The organism is Pseudomonas sp. DWP3-1-3b3 (assembly GCF_049896305.1).
GTDB classification, from domain to species: Bacteria; Pseudomonadota; Gammaproteobacteria; order Pseudomonadales; family Pseudomonadaceae; genus Aquipseudomonas; species Aquipseudomonas azotoformans_A.
The window spans coordinates 98301-124238 of record NZ_JAFCUA010000008.1 but is presented as its reverse complement, the minus strand read 5'-3'; the positions used below and the strand labels follow the sequence as shown (position 1 = coordinate 124238).

23 protein-coding genes and 2 pseudogenes are annotated in these 25938 nt (G+C 61.6%); 10 read left to right on the top strand and 15 right to left on the bottom strand.

What is annotated here, in order from left to right; translation table 11 throughout:
- Positions 1–29: 29 nt before the first annotated feature.
- Complete coding sequence (locus ACP7BX_RS23005) at positions 30–920, bottom strand: proline iminopeptidase-family hydrolase (protein WP_426127697.1); 891 nt, start codon at positions 918–920, stop codon at positions 30–32.
- A gap of 81 nt (positions 921–1001) precedes the next feature.
- Positions 1002–1760: a helix-turn-helix transcriptional regulator gene (locus tag ACP7BX_RS23000; RefSeq protein WP_426127699.1), complete on the bottom strand. Its 759-nt coding sequence runs from the start codon at positions 1758–1760 to the stop codon at positions 1002–1004.
- 139 nt (positions 1761–1899) lie between these two features.
- Here ACP7BX_RS23000 and ACP7BX_RS22995 point away from each other — a divergent pair, with 139 nt between their 5' ends.
- Positions 1900–3270, top strand: coding sequence for an APC family permease (locus tag ACP7BX_RS22995; protein WP_426127701.1), 1371 nt, complete (start codon positions 1900–1902; stop codon positions 3268–3270).
- A gap of 46 nt (positions 3271–3316) precedes the next feature.
- On the opposite strand, the pseudogene ACP7BX_RS22990 reads toward ACP7BX_RS22995, so the two are convergent.
- From ACP7BX_RS22990 to ACP7BX_RS22975, 4 genes and pseudogenes are all read right to left on the bottom strand, one after another.
- Positions 3317–3853 (bottom strand): annotated as a pseudogene (locus ACP7BX_RS22990) (methyl-accepting chemotaxis protein); the annotation flags it as partial.
- Between the two features lie 324 nt (positions 3854–4177).
- Positions 4178–5260 (bottom strand): annotated as a pseudogene (locus ACP7BX_RS22985) (cache domain-containing protein); the annotation flags it as partial.
- A gap of 146 nt (positions 5261–5406) precedes the next feature.
- Entirely contained in the window at positions 5407–6297 is an 891-nt protein-coding gene (locus ACP7BX_RS22980; RefSeq protein ID WP_426127703.1) for a bestrophin family protein, read from the bottom strand.
- Between the two features lie 86 nt (positions 6298–6383).
- Positions 6384–6572: a hypothetical protein gene (locus ACP7BX_RS22975; protein WP_178953804.1), complete on the bottom strand. Its 189-nt coding sequence runs from the start codon at positions 6570–6572 to the stop codon at positions 6384–6386.
- 374 nt (positions 6573–6946) lie between these two features.
- On the opposite strand from ACP7BX_RS22975, the gene ACP7BX_RS22970 reads away from it, so the two are divergent.
- From ACP7BX_RS22970 to ACP7BX_RS22960, 3 genes are read left to right on the top strand one after another with little or no spacing between them, the layout of a single operon-like run.
- On the top strand, positions 6947–7810 hold the full coding sequence (locus ACP7BX_RS22970) for a hypothetical protein (RefSeq protein ID WP_178953802.1): 864 nt from the start codon (positions 6947–6949) through the stop codon (positions 7808–7810).
- Between the two features lie 26 nt (positions 7811–7836).
- Positions 7837–8877, top strand: a complete 1041-nt coding sequence (locus tag ACP7BX_RS22965) for a GGDEF domain-containing protein (RefSeq protein WP_178953800.1) — start codon at positions 7837–7839, stop codon at positions 8875–8877.
- Between the two features lie 12 nt (positions 8878–8889).
- Positions 8890–9123 carry a hypothetical protein gene (locus ACP7BX_RS22960; RefSeq protein ID WP_178953798.1) on the top strand — a complete coding sequence of 78 codons (234 nt, stop codon included), beginning with the start codon at positions 8890–8892 and terminating at the stop codon, positions 9121–9123.
- Here the strand turns inward: ACP7BX_RS22960 and ACP7BX_RS22955 are convergent.
- Positions 9094–9393 (bottom strand): ArsR/SmtB family transcription factor, encoded by a 300-nt coding sequence (locus tag ACP7BX_RS22955; protein ID WP_178953796.1) that lies wholly within the window; start codon positions 9391–9393, stop codon positions 9094–9096. The two genes, ACP7BX_RS22960 and ACP7BX_RS22955, sit on opposite strands and share 30 nt — an antisense overlap.
- Positions 9394–9483: 90 nt before the next feature.
- On the opposite strand from ACP7BX_RS22955, the gene ACP7BX_RS22950 reads away from it, so the two are divergent.
- Positions 9484–10575 carry an NADH:flavin oxidoreductase/NADH oxidase gene (locus tag ACP7BX_RS22950; RefSeq protein ID WP_426127707.1) on the top strand — a complete coding sequence of 364 codons (1092 nt, stop codon included), beginning with the start codon at positions 9484–9486 and terminating at the stop codon, positions 10573–10575.
- Positions 10576–10775: 200 nt separating this feature from the next.
- Positions 10776–12902 (top strand): TonB-dependent siderophore receptor, encoded by a 2127-nt coding sequence (locus tag ACP7BX_RS22945; RefSeq protein ID WP_426127709.1) that lies wholly within the window; start codon positions 10776–10778, stop codon positions 12900–12902.
- 36 nt (positions 12903–12938) lie between these two features.
- Here the strand turns inward: ACP7BX_RS22945 and ACP7BX_RS22940 are convergent, their stop codons facing one another.
- The 6 genes from ACP7BX_RS22940 to ACP7BX_RS22915 all read right to left on the bottom strand — a co-directional run bounded on the left by ACP7BX_RS22940 (position 12939) and on the right by ACP7BX_RS22915 (position 18407).
- Complete coding sequence (locus tag ACP7BX_RS22940) at positions 12939–14105, bottom strand: M20 aminoacylase family protein (RefSeq protein ID WP_426127711.1); 1167 nt, start codon at positions 14103–14105, stop codon at positions 12939–12941.
- Entirely contained in the window at positions 14095–15324 is a 1230-nt protein-coding gene (locus tag ACP7BX_RS22935) for a diaminopropionate ammonia-lyase (protein WP_426127713.1), read from the bottom strand. The genes ACP7BX_RS22940 and ACP7BX_RS22935 overlap by 11 nt, the downstream gene beginning before the upstream one ends.
- A 31-nt stretch (positions 15325–15355) precedes the next feature.
- Positions 15356–16132 carry an amino acid ABC transporter ATP-binding protein gene (locus tag ACP7BX_RS22930; RefSeq protein ID WP_033903145.1) on the bottom strand — a complete coding sequence of 259 codons (777 nt, stop codon included), beginning with the start codon at positions 16130–16132 and terminating at the stop codon, positions 15356–15358.
- Positions 16125–16790: an ABC transporter permease subunit gene (locus tag ACP7BX_RS22925; protein ID WP_314527857.1), complete on the bottom strand. Its 666-nt coding sequence runs from the start codon at positions 16788–16790 to the stop codon at positions 16125–16127. Before ACP7BX_RS22925 ends, ACP7BX_RS22930 begins: the two co-directional genes overlap by 8 nt.
- Positions 16791–16798: 8 nt before the next feature.
- Complete coding sequence (locus ACP7BX_RS22920; protein ID WP_314527859.1) at positions 16799–17440, bottom strand: amino acid ABC transporter permease; 642 nt, start codon at positions 17438–17440, stop codon at positions 16799–16801.
- A gap of 76 nt (positions 17441–17516) precedes the next feature.
- On the bottom strand, positions 17517–18407 hold the full coding sequence (locus tag ACP7BX_RS22915; protein ID WP_314527861.1) for a transporter substrate-binding domain-containing protein: 891 nt from the start codon (positions 18405–18407) through the stop codon (positions 17517–17519).
- Between the two features lie 267 nt (positions 18408–18674).
- On the opposite strand from ACP7BX_RS22915, the gene ACP7BX_RS22910 reads away from it, so the two are divergent.
- Complete coding sequence (locus ACP7BX_RS22910; RefSeq protein ID WP_426127717.1) at positions 18675–19139, top strand: Lrp/AsnC family transcriptional regulator; 465 nt, start codon at positions 18675–18677, stop codon at positions 19137–19139.
- 173 nt (positions 19140–19312) lie between these two features.
- On the opposite strand, the gene ACP7BX_RS22905 is transcribed toward ACP7BX_RS22910, so the two are convergent.
- Together ACP7BX_RS22905 and ACP7BX_RS22900 are read right to left on the bottom strand one after the other, a co-directional pair.
- Positions 19313–20035: a FadR/GntR family transcriptional regulator gene (locus ACP7BX_RS22905; RefSeq protein ID WP_010211221.1), complete on the bottom strand. Its 723-nt coding sequence runs from the start codon at positions 20033–20035 to the stop codon at positions 19313–19315.
- Positions 20036–20083: 48 nt separating this feature from the next.
- Positions 20084–21820: an IlvD/Edd family dehydratase gene (locus ACP7BX_RS22900; protein ID WP_038847710.1), complete on the bottom strand. Its 1737-nt coding sequence runs from the start codon at positions 21818–21820 to the stop codon at positions 20084–20086.
- A gap of 192 nt (positions 21821–22012) precedes the next feature.
- On the opposite strand from ACP7BX_RS22900, the gene ACP7BX_RS22895 reads away from it, so the two are divergent.
- From ACP7BX_RS22895 to ACP7BX_RS22885, 3 genes are read left to right on the top strand one after another with little or no spacing between them, the layout of a single operon-like run.
- Positions 22013–23335, top strand: a complete 1323-nt coding sequence (locus tag ACP7BX_RS22895; protein ID WP_178953792.1) for an MFS transporter — start codon at positions 22013–22015, stop codon at positions 23333–23335.
- Between the two features lie 15 nt (positions 23336–23350).
- Positions 23351–24340: an AraD1 family protein gene (araD1, locus tag ACP7BX_RS22890; protein WP_426127720.1), complete on the top strand. Its 990-nt coding sequence runs from the start codon at positions 23351–23353 to the stop codon at positions 24338–24340.
- A 10-nt stretch (positions 24341–24350) separates the two neighbouring features.
- Entirely contained in the window at positions 24351–25931 is a 1581-nt protein-coding gene (locus ACP7BX_RS22885) for an aldehyde dehydrogenase (NADP(+)) (RefSeq protein ID WP_426127722.1), read from the top strand.
- Positions 25932–25938: the final 7 nt, after the last annotated feature.

Below are 25938 nucleotides of genomic sequence, written 5' to 3'. Positions count from 1 at the left end.
ACCGACGGCCCACGGCTTGACCCGGCCTGCTAGCTCAGTCGCTGTTCCAGAAACCGCTCCACACACGCCATGCACGCGTCACGTTCTTCCACGTGGGGCATGTGGCTGGATTGCTCGAAAATCTGCCATTGCACATCCGCAATACCGTCGGCGAACGGCTGCACCGTCGCGGGCGTGGCCTCATCGTAGCGGCCGGAAATCAACAGCGTCGGCACTTGGATGCGTGACAGGCGATCGATGATCGTCCAGTCACGCATGCTGCCGATCACATGGAATTCGGTGGGGCCGTTCATGGCGTGATACACCGTGGGGTCGGCGTCGATGGCGGCGAAGGTGCGCGCGACTTCGGCGGGCATCGGTTGGACGCGGCATACATGGCGCGCGTAGAACACGTCCGAGGCTGCGCGGTATTCGGCGCTGTCGGTAGTGCCTGCTCTCTCATGCTGCAGCAACGTGGCCTGCACCTCGGCGGGCAACGCCTGGCGCAATTCATTCGCCGCCTCGGACCACAACGCCATGGACGCCGGCGAGTTGGCGATGATCAGCGCCTTGAGGCCGGCCGGCTGGCGCACCGCATGCTCGGCGCCGAGGATGCCGCCCCAGGATTGGCCGAGCAGGGCGTAATCGCGGATGCCCAAGTGGGCGATCAGGTTGTTCAGTTCAGCGAGGAACAGATCGACCACCCAGTATTCGCTGGGGGCATCCGGCAGGTGAGTCGAGCGGCCATTGCCGATCTGGTCGTAGTGGACCACCGCCCGGCCGGTGGCGGCCAAATCCTTGAAACTGTCGACGTAGTCGTGGGTGCAGCCGGGGCCGCCATGGGCGACGATCAGGGGCAGGCGCCCCGAGTCCAGATCGCCGGTGACTCGGAACCATGTCCGGTGGCCACGGTAATCGGCATAACCTTCGCGAACCTGCATGCTGTGTACCTCCTTGGGGATCAATGAGGTACAGGCTAGCCAAAGCGTGCCGTCAGCGGCACTGGCAAAAATGCTAGGTTCTCAGACTTCCACCAGCCGGTAATGCAGGCCGCGCACGACCGCTTCCACACGGTTGCGCGCGCCCAGTTTGCGTGCAGCGCCGACCAGGTGCAGGTTGACCGTCGCCTGGGAGCGGTTGAGGGTGGCGGCAATGCCTTTGGCTGTCAGCCCCTTGGCCGAATGTTGCAGGCACTCGCGTTCGCGGCGGGTGAGGTGGATGTGCGTGCAGCAGCGCTCGGCCGGCGCCAGCAACTCGCTGGCCCTGGTCTGGAAGGCGTGGGCCAGCACCAGCATCTCGCCAAGGTTGTGCTGGGCTTGCTGCTCGGCGCCGTCCGGCGTGCCGTCGACAATCGCCGTCAGCGTGGCGAAACCGCCATCGGGCAAGTGCAGCGGCACGGTCAAGCCAGTGCTCAGGCCATAGTCGCGAATGTAGTGGGCCACCGGGCGATGGGCCTCGGTGAGGGCGCCGTTCCAGTGCGTGTCCGTGCCAAATGACCAGACAAATGGCGTGGTGCGGCGTGCCGCGCATTGCTGCACCGGATCGATCTGGTAATAGCCGCGCTCGCACCACAGGGCGTGCATGTCCGTCGGGGCATTCAGCGTCTTGAACACTGACGGCGTGATCAGCGCGCCTTCATGGCTGACCGGAACGGGGGCATAGTCGTAGATCAGCGTCTTGAAACCCAGTGAGTTAGTGGCGGCCTGAACCTCGGCCAGGCACGCATCCAGCGTCGTGGTGTGGGCGAGTTGCTCGCTGAATCGCATCAGGTCGGTGTGCATGGCGCCTCCGGGCGTGGGGTTGCGCGGTTTTTCAAGCAAACAGTCTGCCAAGGCCAAAACCTAGTATTTTTCAGGATAGAGCTGCCAGCCTGTACCGCCCTAGAGTGAGGCTTCTGTTCAACCCTTGCGGAGCGTCATCATGATCGATCCTTCCACCCCCGGTGACAGCGCGCAGCTGGCGCGTTTCGGATATACCCAACAACTCAAGCGCCAGCTCAGCCTGGGTGACCTGCTGATCTACGGCATGGTGTTCATGGTGCCGCTGGCGCCGTTCTCGATCTTTGGCGGGGTGTTCGACGCCAGCCACGGCATGGTCCCGCTGACCTACCTGATCGGCTTTGTCGCCATGCTGTTCACCGCCATCAGTTACCAGCAGATGTCCCATGCGTTCCCGGTGGCGGGTTCGGTGTATGCCTACGTCGGGCGTGGGCTGAACAGCCAGTTGGGGTTCCTGGCGGGCTGGGCGATCCTGCTCGACTACCTGCTGGTGCCCACCTTGCTCTACGTGATCGGCGCCAATGCCATGGCCAACGTGATCCCGGCCGTGCCTCAGCCGCTGTGGATCGTGTTTTTCGTGGTGCTCAACACCCTGGTCAACCTGCGCGGTATCCAGACCACCGCCCGCGCCAACCGCTTGTTCCTCTACGGGCAGTTGGTGGTGCTGGTGGTGTTCGTGGTGCTGGCGAGTATCGCGATCAGCAACGGCGTGAATGGCGCCAGCTGGACCATGAAGCCGCTGTACAACCCGGACGAGTTTTCCCTGCCGCTGATCTTCAGCGCGTTGTCGGTGGCGGTACTGTCGTTCCTGGGCTTCGATGCGATCTCAACCTTGTCGGAAGAAACCCGTGGCGGTAGCCGCGCGGTGGGGCGTGCGACCTTATGGGCATTGGCGCTGGTGGCGGCGTTGTTCATGGTGCAGACCTGGCTGGCGGCGCTGCTGCAGCCCAATCTGGTGCAGTACCCGGATGCCGATGCGTCGAACAACGCTTTCTATGAAATCGGCCGCCTGGTGGCCGGGCCCTGGTTGCAAGTGGTGATCGCCCTGGCCGTGGCCATCGGCGCAGCCATCGCCAACTCTTTGGTGGCCCAGGCCGCCACCTCGCGCCTGTTATTCGCCATGGCGCGGGACCGCCAACTACCGCAGTTTCTCAGCCAGGTGCACCCGGTCACCGGCGTGCCGCAGCGCGCGACATTGCTGGTTGCGGGCTTGAGCCTGGTGCTGGGTCTGTTCTTCGTGGGGCAGATCAACCTGCTGGCGTCGATGTGCAACTTTGGTGCGCTGACCGCGTTTTTGCTGCTCCATGTGGCCGTGGCCTGGCACTACCGCAGCGCCGGTCGCCGGCTGGTGCACGGGCTGGTGCCACTGATCGGCTTTGTGATCATCAGCTACGTGCTGGTCAATTCCGACAGCTATGCCAAGGTCGGCGGCACGTGCTGGATTGCGCTGGGGATTGCCGTGCTGGTGTTTTTCAAGGCCACCGGGCGTTCGACGGAACTTCAGGTGGGTTGAGCCATTACCTGTAGGAGCCGGCAAGCCGGCTCCTACAGAGGAAGGGTTAGAACTTGAACCGACCCACCAACCCCTTGAGCTGACCCGAAATATCCGTCAACCGACCTGACCCGGTCTGCGCCGAGTGGGCGAAGCCTTCGACCAACTGCGCGTCGGCATGGATCTGCGCGATGTGCCGGTTGATCTCTTCGGCCACTTGGTGCTGCTCTTCGGCGGCGGTGGCGATCTGGGTGTTCTGGTCGCGGATCGAGTCCACCGAGCCGCGGATCTTGTCGAAGCTGTCGCGGGCCTGTTGGATACGTTCCACGCTGGTGTGGGACACCAGCAGGCTACCTTGCATCTGTTGCGTCACTTCTTGGGTGCGGCGGGCGAGGTTGCCGAGCAGGCTGTCGATCTCGCCGGTTGAGTCGGCGGTGCGACGGGCGAGGGCGCGGACCTCGTCGGCGACCACCGCGAAACCTCGGCCTTGATCCCCGGCACGGGCAGCCTCGATGGCCGCGTTCAGCGCCAGCAGGTTGGTCTGTTCGGCAATCGAACGGATGGTGTCGAGGATGGTGTTGATGTTCTTGCTGTCCTGCTCCAGCAACTGCATGGTCTGGGTCGACTTCTGCAGGTCTTCGCTGAGCTTGAGCACGCTGCCGGTGGCCTCGCCGATATGGTGCTGGCCGTCGTGCACATCACGGTAGCCCTCGTCGGCACTGGTGGCGGCGGCGCTGCAGGAGCGCGCGACTTCGTTGGCGGTGGCGACCATTTCGTTGAACGCCGTGCTTACCAGTTCCACGGCTTCGCGCTGGCGGCCGGCGGCCTGGTTCATGTTGTTGGCGACTTGGCTGGTGTCGGCGGCGGCGGTCTGCAGGTCCGACGAGGCGTTGCCGATACGCTGCACCAACTGGGCTATCATGCCCAGGAACTGGTTGAACCAGCCGGCCAGGCTGGCGGTTTCGTCCTTGCCTTGCACCTTGAGCTGACGGGTCAGGTCGCCTTCACCTTCGGCGATCTCTTGCAGGCCGTCGGCCACGCCGCGAATCGGCCGCACGATCACGCTGGCAAAGCTGGCGCCGACCACCGCGAACACCAACGCCAATACCGCAGCGATGGCCGCGATCAGCCAAGTCAGGCGGGTGGCGCCGGCCATAACTTCGTCGCGCTTGATCAGGCCGATAAAACGCCAGCCCAGGTCTTTGGAACTGACCATGTTGGCCATGTAGGCCACGCCATCGATCTCGATCTGGGTCACGCCGTCGCCGCGCTTGGCCAGTTCGGCGTAGTTCGGGCCCAGGTCAGCCAGGGGCTTGAAGTTGTGCTTGGCATCGCTGGGGTCCACCAGCACGTTGCCGTTGCCTTCCACCAACATCAAGTAGCCGCTGTCGCCGAGCTTGATGTTGCGCACCAGTTCGGTGAGCTGCTTGAGCGACACGTCCAGGCCGACCACGCCAAGGATATTGCCGCTGGCATCGGCGACGGTGTGCACGGTGCCGATCAGCGTCACATCGTCCGGCGCCCAATAATAGGCGCCAGTGCGCACGGTTTTGCCCGGTGCGGCGATGGCCGCCTGATACCAGGGGCGTACGCGCGGGTCGTAGTTGTTGAGTTTGGTGTCGTCGGGCCAACTGGCGTAGCCGCCGTCTTTCAAGCCCAGGGACAGGTAGGCGGTGCTCGGATGGCTCTTGGCGAACTGGTCGAAAATCTCCAGCAGTTCTTTATTGGTGGGGGTGAGGGGGATTTGTGCGGCGTCGGCGCCGGCGTAGCTCTTGAGGTCCTTGGCCGCGACAACGCGCGGGTCCTTGGCCACATAGTCGACGTTCTGGCTGATGCCGTCGAAGAACTGCTTCATGCCATTGTCGATCTGGCGGATTTCACGGCCGCTGCTGTCGAGGAAATTGGCCTGGGCCCCCTCGCGCAGATTCAGCACAACCAGTACCGCGACCAAAATAACCGGGACGCACGCGATGGCGGCAAACGCCCAGGTCAGCTTTTGCTTGATATTCATGACTTCACCCGCGGGTATTTATAATTTTTGGCAAGGAGAAAACAGTGGCGTCGAGCGTCGCATGTGTTGTTTTGAGGGAGGTGTGGCCCATGCGTACTCCCTGTGTATCGACTGCGGGAGCACGCACTTGAGGGCCAAAGGAGGGTTTAACCGATGCGCTCGCCACCCAGCGCATCACGCTGCATCGACTGCAGATTTTTCTCGATGGTTTCGCAGATGGTTTCCATCTGGATCTGGTGTTCGCTGGAGTTGAACGGGCTTTGCAGGTCGGTGCCGATGCGCTCGATGGCCAGCAGCATGAAACCCACCACCGTCGAGGCCAGTGGGGTGAACCAACCCAGGGATTCCACCAGGCCCACCGGTACGATCAGGCAGAACAACGAGATAAACAAGCGCGGGAAATACACGTAGGGGTAGGGCAGCGGGGTATTGGCAATCCGTTCCATGCCGCCCTGGGCGTTGGACAAGTCCACCAGGGTCGACTCCAGTCGCGCCAGGCGGATGCTGTCCAGATGACCGGCTTTATATTCTTTGGCGAGCAGTGCGGCCGAGCCGGTGAGGATGTCATTGGCGAAGTTGTTGGTGGCGCCATTGCGCGTGAACTCTTCGCTGGGAATGAACGCGCGGACTTCTTCAGGGCACGGATGGCCCTTAAGGTGGGCGGCCAGGCAGTTCACGTATGCCACATGGCGGCGCAGCAAAGTGGCCTTGACCGGGTTCACTTCGCCGTCGGGGTCGTCCAGCAGGGTCAACACCTGGCGCGCAAAGCTGCGCGAGTTATTGACCATCGCGCCCCACAGCGTGCGGGCTTCCCACCACCGGTTGTAGGCGCTGCTGTTACGGAAGCTGATCAGCACCACCAGCGCCGAACCCAGCAGGGTCAGGGGCATCAGCGGCAAATTGATCTTGGCGGTGAGAAACAGCATGAAGTCCACGGTGACGGCGACGTCCCACAGCAACAGCCAGAACAGCGCCCAGCCCACGTAGCCCATGGTCTTGATGATCAGGCGGTACTTTTTGAGGATGGCAGCTTTCAAACGAAGACCTCGCGGTGAGCGGTAAGCAACAGTGCATAAGCTCGGACGTGGGTTCGGGGGAAAGGTTCGGTGAGTGCCTTAAACGTTTAAGCACTGTGAGCATCGGTGATCTCCTGGCGCAGTACCTCGAGTGCCTCCAGGACGACCTGTGCTTGCTCGATGACATTGCCGGCCATCACCTCATGGCCGTGCTGCTGCAGGAATCGGGCGTTATCAATGATTTCCTCGATCTTGGCTTCGATAGTGTCGGCAAACAGGCGGATGGATTGATGCATGACGGGTTCTCGTTCAGCAGCGGAGTTAGTTATGTGTCACGGCAATGCACATTGACTCTGAATTGTCTTGTCGTTCAATTCGGCGAAACCCTAGCGCGTTTTAAGAACAATCCCTTGGGCCATCTTTGGGAAGATCAAATATAGATGTAAGTAAATGTCACAAAGTCAAAATGGACACTTAACTGTCACAGTTTCACATCCAAATGGAACAATTTTGGTAGCGATGATGTCCTCTTCGTCAATCGCGATACATTGCGCGTGGGCAAAACGCCAGCACTGGCAGCGTTTACGACGTGAGTTGTTGTGAGACCTGGTCGCACAGAGGCTGCGACCAAGATCAGTGAATTGAAGTCGGTTGATCAGGGCTCTATCTCATGTGCGTCAAGTCGTTAAAGTTGGCTATTACTGTGTCTGCGCAGTCGTTTGAACGTGATTCGGCATTTGAAGGGTGTATTCGAGCACACTACGCGGTGTTGTTGGATACCTATTCGAAAAGGCCGTTTTTTTATAAAAGTGCACTTAAATACAGCCGTTTGATGGTGTCTTTCGCGTTATTGAGCGAATACGCCTCCGAGCCGGTGCCTCTGCTGTCGGCGGTAAAGGCGTTTTGCCTGGCTCAGGGGTTCTGTTCGAGAAACAGCCTCGAGTCCATCTTCCTGCTGTTTCGGGCCCTGGGTTTCATGAATGTCAGCGCGCACCCGGAAGACAGTCGCTTCAGGACTTTCCAGCCATCGAACCAAGCCTGCCGGGAGGTGCGTGTGATGATGACCTCTATCACCGACCCTTTGGCGGTGCTGTGCCCTGCCCATGAAGTGTTCCGCCAGTTGCGCGAACTGGATGACCGGGCCTTCCTGGCGCTTTACTTCAAGGGCTACGCAACGCTGCTGAATAACAAGCTGGCCATCGATGGGTTGCTGCCGGAGTGTTATTGGCTGGTGAAGCGAGACGCCGGCCACATGCTGATGCTGGCGATTTACAACGATGCCTGCGGCCTGGAGGGCAATGGTGCGAGCTTCAGGTCATCTTCTTACTTGGCACTGGCTCAACAGCTGTCGGTATCCAAGACTCATGTTATCCGCCTGGTACAGGAGGGCGCCGACAGAGGCTATTTCAGAATTCACTCCAAAACCCAACTGGAAGTGCTGCCTCCGTTTATCAGCCTTGTACGGCGCTTTATGGCATTTACTTTTGCGTCCGGCCTGCACAGTGTGGAACTGAGCCTGGCCGATGAAAGATAGGCAACATTTGCACAGGGAGTGTCAGGATGCCGGCCATTTTAAAGCTCAGACCAAGGATGCAAAGGTTATTGTCACCTTCAGTGAGGCAGGCGCAATCTATCGGTATCGTTGCCTGGCTGGCGACATTGCTGGTTGATCCGGCCATGTCGGTTGGTCTTTGCAGTGTATTAATCACCCTCGGTCTGTGGGTGGTGTATCGGTTTCATCGTGGGGTGATGAATTTTTATCTGTGGCGTGCGTTGGGTGTCGTCTACCTTGTTCTATTATCAGCGGGATTTGCTTATGTGATTCGCTCAAATGCGCAGTTGCAGATGTTGGCGTTGCCATTGACGGTGACATTGGTCGTCAGTAGTTCGATTCTATTTGTCAGCGTCCAAGACTATTTGCTAAGTGCGACGTTGGTCTGGTTAGTGATGTGGGCATCCATACAAGCAAGCTTAGTGGATGGGCTGGACGTTTATTTGTTGATATTTTGCGCGTCGTCATTGTCGATTGGCTTTGTCTTGAATTTTTCTTATTTAAAGAACTTGCGTTCGGTGCTGTTAGTCGAGAGTGAGTTTCGGCAATTGGCGCAGACTGATTACTTGACGTCGATCTTGAATCGACGTGCTTTTATGGAAGCCTTCACCCAGTTGATCGCTGCCGAAGAAAGCGGCTATTTCATAATGTTGGATATCGACAGTTTCAAGTTGAAAAATGATCAGTTTGGCCACGACGTGGGCGACAGGATTCTCTGTGCCATGGCCGATTGCCTTAAATCCACCCCGGGCAGCCACAGCTTCGGCCGCATAGGTGGGGAAGAATTTGGCGTCCTAGTGGTGGGAGATGATCTTCACGTCGCAACCGATTTTGCGCTGCGTCTGCTACAGGGGATCCGGGGCAGCGTTGCACCGCCCCATCACTACACCTGCAGCGCGGGCATGGCGCGTTTTGTGGCGGGCGCCGATATGTCTGCGGTGCTCAAGGTTGCTGACCGGAACCTGTACGCAGCCAAGCGAAATGGCAAGGACTGCGTGTATCTGGAGGGTGAGCCTGTGTGGCCGCGTTTGATTGTGGCAACTGAATAAGCGAGGGGGCGTATGAAGATTGAGTTGGAAGATGTGGACTCACCCAAGGGTTGCCTGCTACGCCTGGGTGACCTGAGCATGCGGTTCAATACACGCCAGGAGGCACAGCGATTTGTCGATCAATTGCAAGGGCGCATTGGCGCAATGAAATTTGGCAGAGCGCCGAGCCGGGAGGCTGTGCCGGGCGAGGATGACCGTGCCAGTCTGAATCCTGGTTCAATGCTGGGCGAGGACACACTGGAGTAAACCGGGAAAGCGGCCCTCCAGATCCTCCGCACGCAACGCATTCAGATGAGTGGTGCCCACGCTGCGGGTCTGCACCAACCCGGCATCGCGCAACACGCGAAAGTGATGCGACATACTCGACTTGGGCCGCCCGCCGTCCAACTCGCCGCAGGTGGCTTCTGGCACGCCGGCCAGGCAGCGCACGATTTCCAGACGCACCGGATCGCTCAGGGCGTACAGCACGCGTTCGAGGGTCAGGTCTTGAAGGGGAGGGTGTTTGAAGGCTCGCATGAAACGAATCATAACAGGGGGCTATCGTTGAATACCATAGTTCGATTACCATCGAACTATCGAATCAACCAACCACTGGCTGGAGTCAACATGTCCGCATTGTTCGAACCGTTCACACTCAAAGACGTCACCCTGCGCAATCGCATTGCCATTCCGCCGATGTGTCAGTACATGGCCGATGACGGCATCGTCAACGATTGGCACCTGGTGCACTTGGCCAGCATGGCTCGTGGCGGGGCTGGCCTGGTGGTGGTCGAAGCCACCGCCGTCTCGCCGGAAGGGCGTATCACGCCTGGCTGTGCCGGGCTCTGGAGCGATGCTCATACCGAGGCCTTCGTGCCGATGGTGCAGGCCATCAAGGCGGCCGGTTCGGTGCCGGGCATCCAGATTGGCCACGCCGGCCGCAAGGCCAGCGCCAACCGCCCGTGGGAAGGTGACGACCATATGGCCGCGTCCGATGCGCGCCGCTGGGAGACCATCGCACCGTCGGCCATCGCCTTCGGCGCCAACCTGCCGCAAGTGCCACGCGCCATGACCCTGGACGACATCGCCCGAGTGCGCCAGGACTTCGTCGACGCCGCGCGCCGTGCGCGTGACGCCGGTTTCGAGTGGATCGAACTGCACTTTGCCCACGGCTACCTGGGCCAGAGCTTCTTCTCCGAACACTCCAACCAACGCACCGACGCCTATGGCGGCAGCTTCGACAACCGCAGCCGTTTCCTCCTGGAAACCCTGGCTGCCGTGCGCGAAGTGTGGCCGGAAAACCTGCCGCTCACCGCGCGTTTCGGTGTGATCGAATATGACGGTCGCGACGAGCAGACCCTCACCGAATCCATCGAACTGGCTCGTCGTTTCAAGGCCGGTGGCCTGGACCTGCTGAGTGTCAGCGTCGGCTTCACCATCCCAGACACCAACATCCCATGGGGTCCGGCGTTCATGGGCCCGATCGCTGAGCGCGTGCGTCGTGAAGCCGGCATTCCGGTGACATCGGCCTGGGGTTTCGGCACGCCGCAACTGGCGGAAGGTGCGTTGCAGGCCGGACATCTGGACCTGGTCTCGGTGGGGCGTGCGCATCTGGCGGATCCGCATTGGGCGTACTTTGCCGCCAAGGAACTGGGCGTCGAGAAGTCGTCGTGGACCTTGCCTGCACCGTATGCGCATTGGTTGGAACGTTATCGCTGAGGCGGTAAGGGCGTGACAGAAGCCACTCGTGAGAGTGGCTTTTTTTTGCGCGGGTTTTGCCGTGCGTTGATACGAAGCGGTTACTCGATAAGTCGTTAATGAGAATAGATGCCAAACGTTAATGATTTGACATATCATGCGACGCATAATAATTGGCAGATATGCCGTCCCATCTGGCTCTTTCACTAGGTTTATCCTTCATGCGTCGTACCCTGCTTTCCGTGTGTGTGCTCCAGGCGTTTTCCCCGTTGAGCTGGGCCGAGGTCGAACCGCTTGAAAAAGCCGCGATCGAGCTGCAAACCACCAGCATTACGGGCGCGGCCGACTACGAAACCGCCCAGGGTCCGGTGCAGGGCTACCATGCCACCCGCTCGGCAAGTGCGACGCGCACTGATACCTCGATTCACGAAACCCCGCAGTCCATCAGCGTGGTGTCCAAGGCGGTGGTCGAGGACATCGGCGCCACCCGCTTGCAGGACGCGCTGGACTACGCCGGCGGCGTCGGCCGTGCCAACAACTTCGGCGGGCAGGGGCTCACCACCTTCACCGTGCGCGGCTTTACCACCGGCGAGTTCTACCGCAATGGTTTCCCGATCAATCGCGGCTACCCGAACATGCCCGACGCCAACACCATCGAGCGCCTGGAGGTGCTGCGCGGCCCGGCGACCATGCTCTACGGCCGTGGCGATCCCGGCGGCACCTTCAACGTGGTCTCCAAGCAACCGCTGGCCGAGCCGACGGTGACCCTCGGCAGCCAACTGGATGACCAGGGCATGCAGCGCGCCACCCTCGACGCGTCCGGCCCGTTGGATGCAGACGGTCGCCTGGCTTATCGCCTGAATGTGGTGGGCGAGGGCGGCGACACCTTTCGTGATCACGTGGAAACCGAGCGCTACGGCGTGACTCCGGTGATCACCTGGCAGGCCACCGATGACACCAAGGTGATCTTCGAAGGTGACTTCATGCGCAACAATCACCCGCTGGACCGTGGCTTGACGCGTTACCCCAATCAAAAAGGCACGCCTTCGCGCGACACCTTCTGGGGTGAAAAAGACGCCGGCAAATTGCACAACGACAACAGCATGGCGCAACTGCGTTTCGAGCACCTGCTCAACGAAAACTGGACCCTGGGCGGCGGTTTCCAGTGGCTCGACGGCACCCTGCAAGGCAATGCCATCGAAGCCAACGGCCTGGCCGCTGACGGTCGCACCCTGGGCCGCAACTTCAACTACCGCAAGCTGGAGTGGACCGACAAGGACACCCAACTCAACCTCACCGGGCATTTCTCCACCGGCGGTTTCGACCACACGCTGCTGACCGGCGTCGAGTTCGAAGACTACGACTACAAGTCGATCATCCAGCGTTCCAGTGGCGCGGTGGGTGCCTACCCCATCGATATCTTCAACCCGGTCTACGGCCAGCCGCGCCCGGCGCTCACACGCACGCCGACCCACGACAAGGAAAACCTCAAGACCTACGCCGCCTTCGTCCAGGACCAGGTCGCCCTGACCGAGCGCCTCAAAGTGCTGGCCGGTGCCCGCTTCGAGCGCTTCGAACATGACTACCACACCTATGTGCCAGGCGGTAAAAGCTGGGAAGCCAGCGATAACGCGGTGACCCCGCGCATGGGCGTGATCTACGACCTCACCGACACCGTCGCGGTGTATGCGGACGCAGCCCGTTCGTTCAAGCCCAACACCGGTGCCAGCCGCCAGGGGGGTGGTTTTGAGCCGGAGAAAGGCAAGTCCTACGAGATGGGCATCAAGTGGGAAGCCCTGGATCGCCAACTGAGTGTCGACGCGGCGATCTACCAGATCGAGAAGAAAAACGTGCTCACCACCGACCCGCTCGACTCAACCTTCAGTGTCGCCGCCGGCCAGGTGCGCAGCCGAGGTTTGGACCTCAACGTCGCCGGCAACATCACCCCGCAATGGCGTGTGATTGGCGGCTATGCCTACGTGGACGCCGAAGTCACCAAGGACAACACCCTGCACACCGGCACCCGCTTGCTGAACATTCCGCGCAACGGCTTCAGCCTGCTCAACGTCTACGAATTCCAGGACGGTGCCCTCAAGGGCCTAGGCCTGGGGGCGGGCGGCAAATACGTGGATGAGCGCGCGGGGCAGACGTCCAACACGGCGTTCTCGATGGACGCCTACACCGTCGTCGACCTGCTCAGCTACTACAAGGTCAACGACAAGATCCGCCTGAACCTGGACGTGAAGAACCTGTTCAACCGCGACTATGAAGAAGGCGCGTTCGGCAACGTGTATGCGTATCCGGGTGAGCCGCGCACGGTGCAGGTGGGGATCGCCTACACCCTGTAAAAAAACGGGGAAGAGCGGGGCGCTCTTCCCTCGATTTCACGACGCCAATGCCGCCACCGCCACCTGCGCGAAATACTGCGCGCCCGTCTCCAGCACCTGGTCGTTGAAGTCATACCGCGCGTTGTGCAGTGGCGTGCCGCCTTCGCCAGCCTGTTCCCCGTTGCCAATGAACACAAAGTTGCCCGGCACCTCTCGTAGGAACGCGCCGAAGTCTTCGGAAATCATCATCGGTTGAACCTCTGGGTTCACCCGTCCAGCCCCCACCACCGCCGTCGCCGCAGCAACGGCAATCGCTGTGCAGTGCGCCCAGTTCACGGTGGGGGCGAACTCATGGGTGTACTCGAATTCACACGATGCCCCGTGCAACCGGCAGATACCTTCGCTGATTTCGCGCATGCGCTTGGCGAGCATGGCCTGCACTTCGGGCGCGTAGCTGCGCGTATCACCCTTGATCACCACGTGGGTGGGAATCGCGTTGCGGATACCGTCGGTGATGAACTCCGTGCAGGAAATCACGGCCGGCACGCTCGGATCGAGGTTGCGCGAGATGATGGTTTGCAGGGCCAGCACCACCTCGGCGGCAATCACGATCGGGTCGACACCCATGTGCGGGCGTGCCGCGTGGGTGCCGGTGCCGGTGATGCGGATCACGAAGTTGTCTTCGCTGGCCATGATTGCGCCGCTGCGTGTGGCGATGCTACCCGCGGGCAGGCCCGGCATGTTGTGCGCGCCGTAAATCGCGTCCACCGGAAAACGTTCGAACAGGCCGTCGGCGATCATGGCCTTGGCGCCGCAGCCGTGTTCTTCGGCCGGCTGGAAGATAAACCGCACGGTGCCATTGAAGTTGCGGCGCTCGGTGAGCAGCTTGGCGGCGCCCAGTACCATCGACATATGCCCGTCGTGCCCACAGGCGTGCATCTTGCCGGCAGTGACCGAAGCGTGTGCGCGGTCCGGTGCGTTTTCGTGGATATGCAGCGCATCCATGTCTGCGCGCAGGCCGACCGTGGCCAGGCTGTCCCCCAGCGTCAGGCTGGCGACCAGGCCGGTGCCGCCGATACCACGGTGTACTTCCAGGCCCATCGCCGTCAGGGCGTTGGCGATGTAGTCGGCGGTCTGCACCTCTTCAAAACCGACTTCCGGATGTTGGTGCAAGTGGTGGCGCCAGCGCACCAGTTGTTGGTGAAAGGCAGTGTCATTGCTCACGGGAAACCTCCTGGGTCAGCCAATCGCGTTGGCGGGCGAGCACCGACGGCGCGGTTTCTCCCACCAACTCTGCGTAGACGGTGGGCGCAGTGGCCCCTTCGGTATTGATGATCAGCACACGGGCGTGGGGCCCCAGGCCGATTTGCTGCGCGGCGTTCGGGTCGTTCGCCAACTGCTGCAAGGCCGCCAGCCCGGCCACGCCCGACTCGCCGGCCAGGATCGGGATATCCGTCGTGCTGCCTCGCGCCAAGGAGCCCATGGCCGACACGGCAGCGTCATCGCTGATGGTCATGAAAAAGTCGATGCACGGCGCTAGAAAGCGCCAGGCCAACGGCGAGGTCTCACCGCAGGCCAGGCCGGCCATCACCGAGTCGACTGAACCGGTGGCGCTCGCCGGACGCCCTTGCAATGCGCTTTGATACAGGCAATCGGCTTGCTCCGGCTCGACCATCACAAACACCGGGCGCTGCGCCTGGGCGTGCTCCCACAGATAACTGCTGATACCGGTCGCCATTCCGCCCACGCCCCCTTGCAGGAACACATGGGTAAACGGCGGGGTGCCGGCGGTTTGCTCGATCAATTCGGCAACCAGCGTGCCATAGCCCTGCATCACATCACGGGGGACGGTTTCGTAGCCTTCGTAGGAAGTGTCGGACACCACCGGCCAGCCGTGTTCCTCGGCCAGTTGCGCGGTATGCGCCACCGACTCGTCATAATTGCCCCTGATACGGATCACTCGCGCTCCGTACTCGGCAATCGACGCCTCGCGCTCCAGGCTGACATTCGCGTGCAGCACGATCACGCAACGGCAGCCGACACTCTGCGCTGCCGCCGCCAAGGCGCGGCCGTGGTTGCCATCGGTGGCGCTGATCACCGTGAAATCCTGCAAACGCTGGCGGTATTGGCCGGTGATCAGGCCTTCGGGTTCGAACGCCTCCTGCGGCAGCATCCGCAGGATCAACCGGATCAACGCAATCGGCGCGCCCAGCGCCTTGAAGCTGCCCAGGGGCGAGCGGGTCGATTCGTCTTTCACACAAAAGCTGCCGACGCCGAGGCGGGCGGCAACCCCTGGCAAATCCCACAGCGGCGTCGCCTGGGGGCTGAGTTGATCCCAGTGCGCCAGCCAGCGCCGAGACTGCAGGGCGGCCTCGATATTCATGACCTGTTTCAGGCTGTCCGGGTACGGGCCTCGGATGGCTCGCGGATTAACACACAACATGAAAGGCTCCTTGTTGATGGAAGTGGCAGACTTAGGCGGTCGCGGTGCGGTAGCGGCCCAAAAACTGGCGGACCCGCTCGCTGTCCGAATGGGTGAAGAATTTTTCGGGCGCGGCGCGTTCCACCACCAGGCCCTTGTCGATAAACACCACCTCATTGGAAACCGCGCGGGCGAACTCCATTTCGTGGGTGACAATCACCATGGTGAAGCCGTCTTCTGCCAGCGCACGCATCACGGCCAGCACCTCGCCGACCAGTTCCGGGTCGAGGGCCGAGGTGGGTTCGTCGAACAGGATCACCTCAGGGTTCATCGCCAGCGCACGGGCGATCGCCACGCGCTGGCGTTGCCCGCCGGACAGCGACCAGGGATAGGCATCGTGTTTATGCGACAGCCCGACCTTGTCCAGCAGTGCCGCTGCCTGTTCGTTGGCCTCTTTGCGGTTGACCCCCATGACATGGATCGGCGCCTCGGTCACGTTTTGCAGCACCGTCAAATGCGGCCACAAGTTGAAACCCTGGAACACCATCGCGGTGCGTGCGCGCATGGCGGCCAGTTCGCGGTTGGACATGGGCTTGAGGCTGTCGGGCTTGAGGCCCATGCGGTCGCCGCCCAGGTAGATCTCGCCGGCATCCGGCACTTCCAGCCAGTTGATGCAGCGCAGCATGGTCGACTTGCCGGAGCCGGAGGAGCCCAGGATGCTGACGGTCTGCCCGCGCTCGACGGTCAGGTTGATACCACGCAGCACTTCGATGCCGCCAAAATGTTTGTGCAGGTCGCGGATTTCCACGACGGGCGCTGATTTATTCATGGACCAATCCTCTTTTTTGCGCGCGTCGCGCCAGGCGCTGCAGAAGCGCTTCGACGATCAGCGTGATCGACCAGTACAGCGCGATCACCAGAATGAACGGCGGCAGGGGTACGAAATATTTGGCTTGAACAGCGGACGCGGCGGCGGTCAGGTCCATCAACGTGATGATCGAGAGAAACGCCGTGTCCTTGAGCACACACACCAGTTGGTTGCCGAACAGCGGGCCCGAGCGCATGACCATCTGCGGCAGCAGGATCCGCCAGTACATCGTTGCGTTGATAAACCCATGGGCCCACGCGGCTTCCGCCTGGCCGGCAGGCAATGCGATGCGGGCGGCACGCAGGATCTCGGCGAAGTAAGCGCCGTGGTAGGTGATCAGCGCGATAAAGCCAGCGGTCCACACGTCCAGGCGGATTCCCGCATTGGGCAGCCCGTAATACAGCAGGTACAAAAAGATCAGGAAGGGCAGCATGCGCATCAGGTCCAGCAGGCCGCGCAACAGCCTGCGTGGGAGGTTCTGCCGACCTTCGAGCAAAAACGCAATGCCGCATGCCAGTCCGAAGGCACACACCGCCGACACGCAAAACAGCAACAGGGTGTTCTGCAAACCGGTGGCAAACAGCGCGGCGTTTTCCCACAACATGGTCAAACCGTTCATGGGGCCTCCTACATGGCCAGGCGCTTGGCGCGCGCATCAGCGACTCGTTGAAAGCGCACCAGGGCGCCGATGATCAGGATGTAGAACACCCCGGCGGCAAGGATCGGTGGCAGCGGGTCGTACGTGACGGCAGCGATGCGGTTGGTCACGCGGGTCAGGTCGACGATGCCGATCATCGCGATGGCCGGGCTGCTCTTGACCAGCAAAGACATCTCGTTGACCAGGCCGGGCAGGCTGGTGGTCATCATCTGCGGCAACATGATCCGGCGCAGGGTCAGGCCGGTGGTCATGCCGGCCGCCTTGGCCGCTTCCACTTGTTCGCGGGAAAAACTGTTGAGCGCGCCGCGCCAGATTTCCGCATTGAAGGCGGTGGTGTTGAGGGTCATGGCACCGATGGCGACGATGCGTGGGTCGATCTCCCAGCCGATGGACGGGGCGATCACAAACAGGAACAGCACCAGCGTGACCATGGGCGTGGCCCGGATCAGGCTGACATACAGCGCCAACAAGGGGCTGAGAAGCGGGATCTTCGCGGCCCGGAGCATCGCGACAACCAAGCCCAGCACCACCCCCAACAGGATGGAGATGCCGGATATCCAGATCGTCGTCCAGGCGGCATGAAGGAGCGTGAGCCAGTCACTGCCAGTCATCATGAATTCCTTGGATCGAGCGCGTTGCCCGGCCGCCAGCGGGCCGGATCAACGCGGGTGATAGACGCCGTGCGATCTACTGCGCGGTCAACTGCTTGAACTGTTCGACCGAGGTGATCGGCTCGCGTGGTAGGTTGTCGAAGGCTTGGCCCAGCCATTTCTTCTGCAGTTCGGCCAACTTGCCGGTGTCGCGCAAGTGATTGACGAAACCGCTCAGGTACTCCAATAGCGCGGTGTTGCCTTTTGCCACGGGCCAGGCAATGAAGCCCATGCCCGAGGTGGGCTCACCCACAGCGAAGACCTTGGGGCGTTCCTTGACCAGCATATTGGCCGGCACGATGGAGTTGACCACGTAGTCCAGACGGCCGTTGGCCAGGTCGGCGTAGGCTTCCGGATAGGATTGGTACTGCACGACCTTGCCCAATGAGCCGCCGAGGGACTTGAGCTTGGCGTCGAGCTGGGTCAGGCGCGCCAGTTGCGCACCGCCGGCCTGTACGCCCACGGTCAGGCCGGACAAGTTGGCGAGGCCTTTGATGCGCCCGTCATCCGCGCGCTTGATGTAGTAGGACACCTCGGGGGCCACCGGCGCCACGAAGTCGAAGGCGCCCAGGCGCTCTTCGGTCACGCCGGCGCCGGTGATGGCGCCGTCGTATTTGCCCGAGGTGATCCCGGCCAGCAGGCCGGTCCAGGGCATGATGTCCTGGTTGACCTTGAACGGCGCGTACTTGCGCAGTTCGGCGATCACGTCTTTATGAAAGCCGTCGGATTCGCCGTCCTTGATGAATTCGAAAGGGTAGTAGCTGTCTTCGGTGGCGACGCTCAATACGCCCTTCGCCTCGATTTGCTCCAGCGTCGCTGCCTGGACACCCAGACTTGTGCTCAGCAGCAGTGCTGCCGCGCCAAGGGTGAGATAACGCCGTGCCGTGGAGACGAAGTTGTGCCGGTTTTGCTGCTGATCAAGTTTCATGAAGGATTCCCAGTGAAAAGGCGAAGGGCAGTGGCGAGCACAAAGGGAGGGGGTCATGTGGTCTCCTTTCTTATTGTTATTTGCGGTGCAGATGATGCTAAGGCCTGCCTTGCGCACGATTGGCCGAAAATGCACGGCGTAAATGCACCATTCTTGCGTTTTGGCATTTTGTTGCGTGGTTGGCGTGGGAAGTTGCTAGATTCTCGGTGGCTGGCGCAACGAATCTGCGTCAACCGGCGTTTTGCGCCCTTCACCGAGGAATGCCCTATGCAGTTGGATGCTTACGACAGGAAGATCCTCAATGTTCTGCAGGAGAACAACCGACTGTCCCAGCGCGAACTGGCAGAGTTGGTCAACCTGTCACCGTCGGCGGTGAACCGACGTATCGTCGCGCTGGAGAAAGCCGGGGTGATCAGCCAGAACGTGAGCATCGTCGACCCCACGGCCGTGGGGCGGCCGATCACGGTGATCGTTGAAGTGAAGCTGGAAAATGAACGCCTGGACCTGCTGGACGAGATCAAGCGGCGTTTCGTGGGCTGCCCGCAGGTGCAGCAGGTGTACTACGTGACCGGTGATTTTGATTTTTTGCTGGTGATGAATGTGAAGGACATGAGCGAATACGAGCAACTGACCCGTGAGCTGTTCTTTTTCGGCAACATCAAACAGTTCAAGACCTTTGTCGCCATGCAAAACAACAAGCGCACGTTTGCCATGCCCATTGAGCTTGAGTAGCCGTGCAACCTGGTTTCAAGGGACGCCACGGTACCCATGTGGGAGCGGGCTTGCTCGCGAATGCATAGTGTCAGTCACTGAAAATCTGGGCTGACGCACCGCCTTCGCGAGCAAGCCCGCTCCCACATTTGAATCAGTTTGCACCTGATAAAGCGCGGTTGGCGGCCTGAATGTCAAAGTGGCGTGAGCACATTCATCACGGTGTCCAACGCCACCCGCGTGTCATCCAGCTGCACCAGCGACGCGTGCCGCGCCCCAAGCGCATCGCGGTTCTGAATGGCAGTGAGGATCGCCTTGTGCCGGGGCAGGCTCAGGCCCTGGATGTCCGGGCGGCGGTTGGTGATGTTGATCGACTCGCGCAACGGCAGCGACAGCATGTTGCACATATAGGCCAGCAGGTCGTTGCGGGTGGCGTCGGCAATCGCGCGGTGGAAGTCCAGGTCAGCCTGCAGCAGCTGTTCGTGGGTCTGCGCGGTTTCCATGCCCAGGTAGGCTTGCTCGATGGTGGCGATGTCTTCGTCGGTGGCGGTGGTCGCGGCCATGGCGGCGATTTCCGGTTCGAGGATGCGCCGCACGCCGGCCAAGGTGTTGAAAAACTCACTGTGCGGCGTGGACTGCATCAACCAGGACAGCACGTCCGGGTCGAGCAGGTGCCATTTCAAGCGCGGCCGCACCACTGCGCCCACCCGTGGCTTGGAATACACCAGGCCCTTGGCGCTGAGCACGCGGGTCGCTTCACGCAACACCGAGCGGCTGACCTTGTACTCCTCGCAGAGCGTGGCCTCCATGGGCAAGCGTTCTTCGGGCTTGAAGCGACCGGAAACGATGTGCATGCCCAAATCCTGGACGATCTGGGCATGCTGGCTCTTGCGCGGCTTGGACGGCTGGTGATCCATGTCTACAGGGAGGCTCTGGCTTGAATTCGCCGCATCATAGCATCCCAATTAGTGGGAATGCCTTGGGACTTCCGCCCCACGGCAACCCACCAGGAAGTCAAAGTCACAGCCCTGGTCGGCCTGCAGCACATGGTCGATGTACAGCTGGCGATAGCCGCCGACGATCAGTTTCTCGGGTGGCGCCAGGTCGGCCATGCGGGCTGCCAGCTCTGCGTCGGGGATGTCCAGGTGCAGACGGCCGTTGGCGCAGTCGAGTTCGATCCAGTCACCTTCCTTGACCGTGGCCAGCGGCCCACCGGCCGCCGCTTCCGGCGCCACGTGCAACACCACCGTGCCGTACGCCGTGCCGCTCATGCGCGCGTCGGAGATCCGCACCATGTCGGTCACGCCTTGGGCCAATAGCTTGGCGGGCAAGCCCATGTTGCCGACTTCAGCCATGCCTGGGTAACCCTTGGGCCCGCAGTTTTTCATGACCAGGATCGAGTTGGCGTCCACATCCAGTTCCGGGTCGTTGATGCGTGCCTTGTACATGTCGAAGTTCTCGAACACCACGGCGCGGCCTCGGTGTTGCATCAGTGCCGGGCTGGCGGCAGAGGGCTTGAGCACTGCGCCCAGCGGCGCCAGATTGCCGCGCAACACGCAGATGCCGCCGTCGGCGCGGATCGGGTTGTCGAGGGTGCGGATCACTTCGTCCTGGCCGTAGATCGGCGAGTCCTTCGTGTTCTCGCCGAGGGACTTGCCGTTCACGGTCAGGGCATTCGGATGGGGAATCAGGTTGGCTTCACCGAGGCGACGCAACACAGCGGGTAGGCCGCCGGCATAGTAGAACTCTTCCATCAGGAAACGCCCCGACGGCTGCAAATCGACGATGGTCGGCATGCCACGGCCCATGCGGGTCCAATCGTCCAGGTCCAGCTCTACCCCGATGCGCCCGGCGATGGCCTTGAGATGGATCACCGCGTTGGTCGAGCCGCCGATGGCCGCATTCACGCGGATCGCGTTTTCAAACGCTTCTTTAGTGAGGATCTTCGACAGCTTCAAGTCTTCGCGCACCATCTCCACCGCGCGCATGCCGGACATATGCGCCAGCACATAACGCCGTGCATCCACCGCCGGAATCGCCGCGTTGTGCGGCAGCGAGGTGCCCAGTGCTTCGGCCATGCAGGCCATGGTCGACGCAGTGCCCATGGTGTTGCAGGTGCCCGCCGAGCGCGACATGCCGCCCTCGGCCGCGAGGAAATCATCCAGGGTAATCGTGCCAGCTTTCACCTGTTCGCTGAGCTGCCACACCACGGTGCCCGAGCCAATGTCCTGGCCCTTGTGCTTGCCGTTGAGCATCGGCCCGCCGGTGACCACGATGGCCGGTACGTCGCAGCTGGCGGCGCCCATCAGCAGGGCGGGGGTGGTCTTGTCGCAGCCGGTCAGCAACACCACGCCGTCAATCGGGTTGCCGCGAATCGCTTCTTCCACGTCCATGCTGGCCAGGTTGCGCGTGAGCATGGCGGTAGGGCGCAGGTTCGATTCGCCATTGGAGAACACCGGGAATTCCACCGGGAAGCCACCGGCCTCGATCACGCCGCGTTTGACATGCTCGGCAATCTGGCGGAAATGCGCGTTGCACGGGGTCAGCTCCGACCAGGTGTTGCAGATGCCGATGATCGGTTTGCCATGGAACTGATGGTCGGCAATGCCCTGGTTCTTCATCCAGCTGCGGTACATGAAGCCGTTCTTGTCGGCAGTACCAAACCACTGGGCGGAGCGTAGGCCGGGCTTTTTATCAGACATGATCGATTCTCTTATTGTATGACTATATGTTCTATGCGTGCCTAAACATAAGCGTAAAAACCCTGCTTTGGAAGAGTTGTTTTGCAAATAGTCATACTATATAGTCGGTCTTACCTGAGGTATGGCCCTGGCGGATTTTCGCGAGAGGCGTCCCCCGAGCTTCTATAAAAACAACAATCGGAGATCGACCCCATGAGCCAGGAACTGCGGCTTATTCGGCGCATCACGCTGAAACTGATTCCCTTCCTGATCCTGTTGTACCTGATCGCCTACGTGGACCGCTCCGCCGTGGGCTTCGCCAAGTTGCACATGGGCGCCGACGTCGGCATTGGCGATGCGGCCTATGGTTTGGGCGCAGGGTTGTTCTTCATCGGCTATTTTCTCTTTGAGATCCCCAGCAATCTGATGCTTGATCGCTTCGGCGCCCGGCGCTGGTTTGCGCGGATCATGATCACCTGGGGCGCCATCACCATCGGCATGGCCTTCGTGCAGGGGCCGCACAGCTTCTATGTGATGCGCTTTTTGCTCGGCGCGGCGGAGGCGGGGTTCTTTCCGGGCGTTCTCTACTACATCACCCAGTGGTTCCCGGTGCGCCATCGCGGCAAGATCCTCGGGCTGTTCATCCTGTCCCAACCTATCGCGATGATGATCACCGGCCCGGTGTCCGGCGGTTTGCTGGGCATGGACGGCATCCTTGGCCTGCATGGCTGGCAGTGGCTGTTCATCGTCATCGGTACTCCGGCGATCCTGCTGACCTGGCCGGTACTGCGCTACCTGCCGGACGGCCCCAAGCAGGTCAACTGGATGAGCGAGGACGAGAAAGCCTGGCTCACCGGCGAACTCGCCAAAGACCTGCAAGCCTACGGCCAGACCCGCCACGGCAACCCGCTGCATGCCTTGAAAGACAAGCGCGTGCTGCTGCTGGCGCTGTTCTACCTGCCGGTGACCCTGAGCATTTATGGCCTGGGCCTGTGGCTGCCGACCCTGATCAAGCAATTCGGCGGCAGTGACCTCACCACCGGTTTCATCTCTGCCGTGCCGTACATCTTCGGCATCATCGGCCTGCTGATCATCCCGCGCAGTTCCGACCGTTTGAATGATCGCTACGGCCATCTCGCCGTGCTTTACGTGCTGGGCGCCATCGGCCTGTTCTGCAGCGCCTGGTTGAGCGTACCGGTGCTGCAAATGGCCGCGTTGTGCCTGGCGGCGTTTGCGCTGTTTTCTTGCACGGCGGTGTTCTGGACCTTGCCGGGACGGTTCTTTGCCGGCGCCAGTGCGGCGGCGGGCATCGCGTTGATCAATTCGGTGGGCAACCTCGGCGGCTATATCGGCCCGTTCGTGATCGGCGCGCTCAAGGAATACACCGGCAACCTGGCGTCGGGCTTGTACTTTTTGTCCGCCGTGATGGTGTTTGGCTTGCTGCTGACGGGTGTGGTCTACCGCCAGCTGGAGCGCAAGCACGTGCTGCCTGCCGACCAATTCGCCGCCAGTGCCCGTGGCGCTACACGTACTTGATTCAGGAGAAATGACATGCGTTTGGTTCAGTTCGAATTGCGTAACGGGGACCGCCGGGTTGGCGTGGTGGACGGCAGTAAAGTGCGTGAGGTCAACAGCGCCCGCACAGTGCGCGAACTGGCCCTGGCTGCGATAGACGCCGGTGTCGGCCTGGCGCAACAGGTGGACAGCCTGGGCCTGGGCGACAGCTACGATTACGCCACCTTGCTGGCCGACCTGAAAGTCCTGCCGCCGTTGGACCACCCGGATCCGGCCCACATGCTGATCAGCGGTACCGGCCTGACCCACCTGGGCAGCGCCTCGGCGCGGGACAAGATGCATCAGGCCGGTGATGACACCGCACTGACCGACACCATGCGCATCTTCAAATGGGGCGTGGAGGGCGGCAAGCCGGAATCCGGTCAGGCAGGCGTGCAACCGGAGTGGTTCTACAAAGGCGACGGCAGCATTGTGGTGCGACCCGGCGCGGCCTTCCCGTCGCCGCCTTTCGCGGAGGATGCGGGGGAAGAGCCCGAGATCGGCGGCCTCTACGTCATCGGCCCGGACAGCCAGCCTTATCGCGTCGGTTTCGCGGTGGGCAACGAGTTCTCCGACCACGTCATGGAGCGCAAGAACTACCTGTACCTGGCCCATTCCAAACTGCGCAGTTGCAGCTATGGCCCCGAGTTGCGCGTGGGCGAGTTGCCCCAGCACCTGGCGGGCACCAGCCGCATTCTGCGCGACGGCGAAGTGATCTGGCAGAACGAATTCCTCAGCGGCGAGGCCAATATGTGCCACAGCCTGGAAAACCTCGAATACCACCACTTCAAGTACCGTCAGTTCCTCACGCCGGGCGATGTGCACGTCCACTTCTTCGGCACCGCGACCCTGTCATTCGCCGACGGTATCCGCACCCAGCCGGGCGATGTGTTCGAGATCAGCCAGGCCGAGTTCGGCGCGCCGCTGGTCAACCGTGTCGGCAGCAGCGAAGCAGCGTTCGCACCCGGCAACGTCATCACCCTTTAAGGAGAACACCATGACCTCGTTCCTCGGCCACAACTACATCGGCGGCCAGCGCAGCGCCAACGGTAGCATCACTTTGCAAAGCGTCGACGCCACCACCGGCGAAGCCTTGCCCCAGGTGTTCTACCAGGCCACGCCGCAGGAAGTCGATGCCGCCGCCAAGGCTGCCGCGCAGGCTTATCCAGAGTACCGTGCGTTGAGTGCGGCACGCCGTGCGCAGTTCCTGGATACAGTGGCCGATGAGCTGGACGCGCTGGGGGATGAGTTTGTCGAGCTGGTCTGTCGAGAAACCGCTTTGCCCGCCGCACGCATCAAGGGCGAGCGCGGGCGTACCAGCGGCCAGATGCGCCTGTTCGCCACGGTGTTGCGTCGTGGTGATTTCTACGGCGCGCGCATCGACAAGGCGTTGCCAGATCGCCAGCCGATGCCGCGCCCGGATTTGCGTCAATACCGCATCGGCCTGGGGCCGGTAGCCGTATTTGGTGCAAGCAACTTCCCCCTGGCGTTTTCTACGGCGGGCGGCGACACCGCCGCCGCGCTGGCGGCAGGCTGCCCGGTGGTGTTCAAGGCCCACAGCGGGCATATGGCGACGGCCGAGCGGGTTGCCGATGCAATCATCCGCGCGGCCGAGACCACCGAGATGCCCGCCGGTGTGTTCAATATGATCTTCGGTGGCGGTGTGGGTGAGGCGCTGGTCAAGCACCCGGCGATCCAGGCGGTGGGCTTTACCGGCTCGCTCAAGGGAGGCCGTGCGTTGTGCGACATGGCGGCAGCACGCCCGCAGCCGATCCCGGTGTTTGCCGAGATGTCGAGCATCAACCCGGTGATCGTGCTGCCCCAGGCATTGAAAGCGCGTGCCGAAAGCGTCGCGCGTGACCTGACCGCCTCGGTGGTCCAGGGCTGCGGCCAGTTCTGCACCAACCCTGGTTTGGTGATCGGCATTGCTTCGTCTGAGTTCACCGCGTTCACCCAACAAGTCGCGCAATTGATCGGTGACCAACCGGCACAGACCATGCTCAACGCCGGCACCCTGGGCAGCTATGGCAAGGGCCTGGAAAAGCTCCTGGCACATCCGGGCATCCAGCACCTGGCGGGCCACCAACAGGCCGGCAACCAGGCGCAACCGCAGTTGTTCAAGGCCGATGCGAGCCTGTTGATCAACGGCGATGCAGTGCTGCAGGAAGAAGTCTTCGGCCCGACCACGGTGTTTGTCGAAGTCGCTGACCAGGCCCAGCTCAGCGCCGCCTTGCACGGTCTGCATGGCCAGCTCACTGCCACGATCATTGGCGAGCCGGCTGACCTGCAACAGTTCGCCGAACTCACGCCGCTGCTGGAACAGAAGGTCGGCCGTATCCTGCTCAACGGTTACCCGACCGGCGTGGAGGTTTGCGATTCGATGGTGCACGGCGGGCCGTACCCGGCGACGTCGGATGCCCGTGGCACGTCGGTCGGCACCTTGGCCATCGACCGTTTCCTGCGCCCCGTGTGCTTCCAGAATTACCCTGATAGCCTGCTGCCCGACGCGTTGAAAAACGCCAACCCGTTGCGTATCCAGCGGCTGGTGGATGGCACGCCATCTCGCGACCCGCTGTAACACGCAC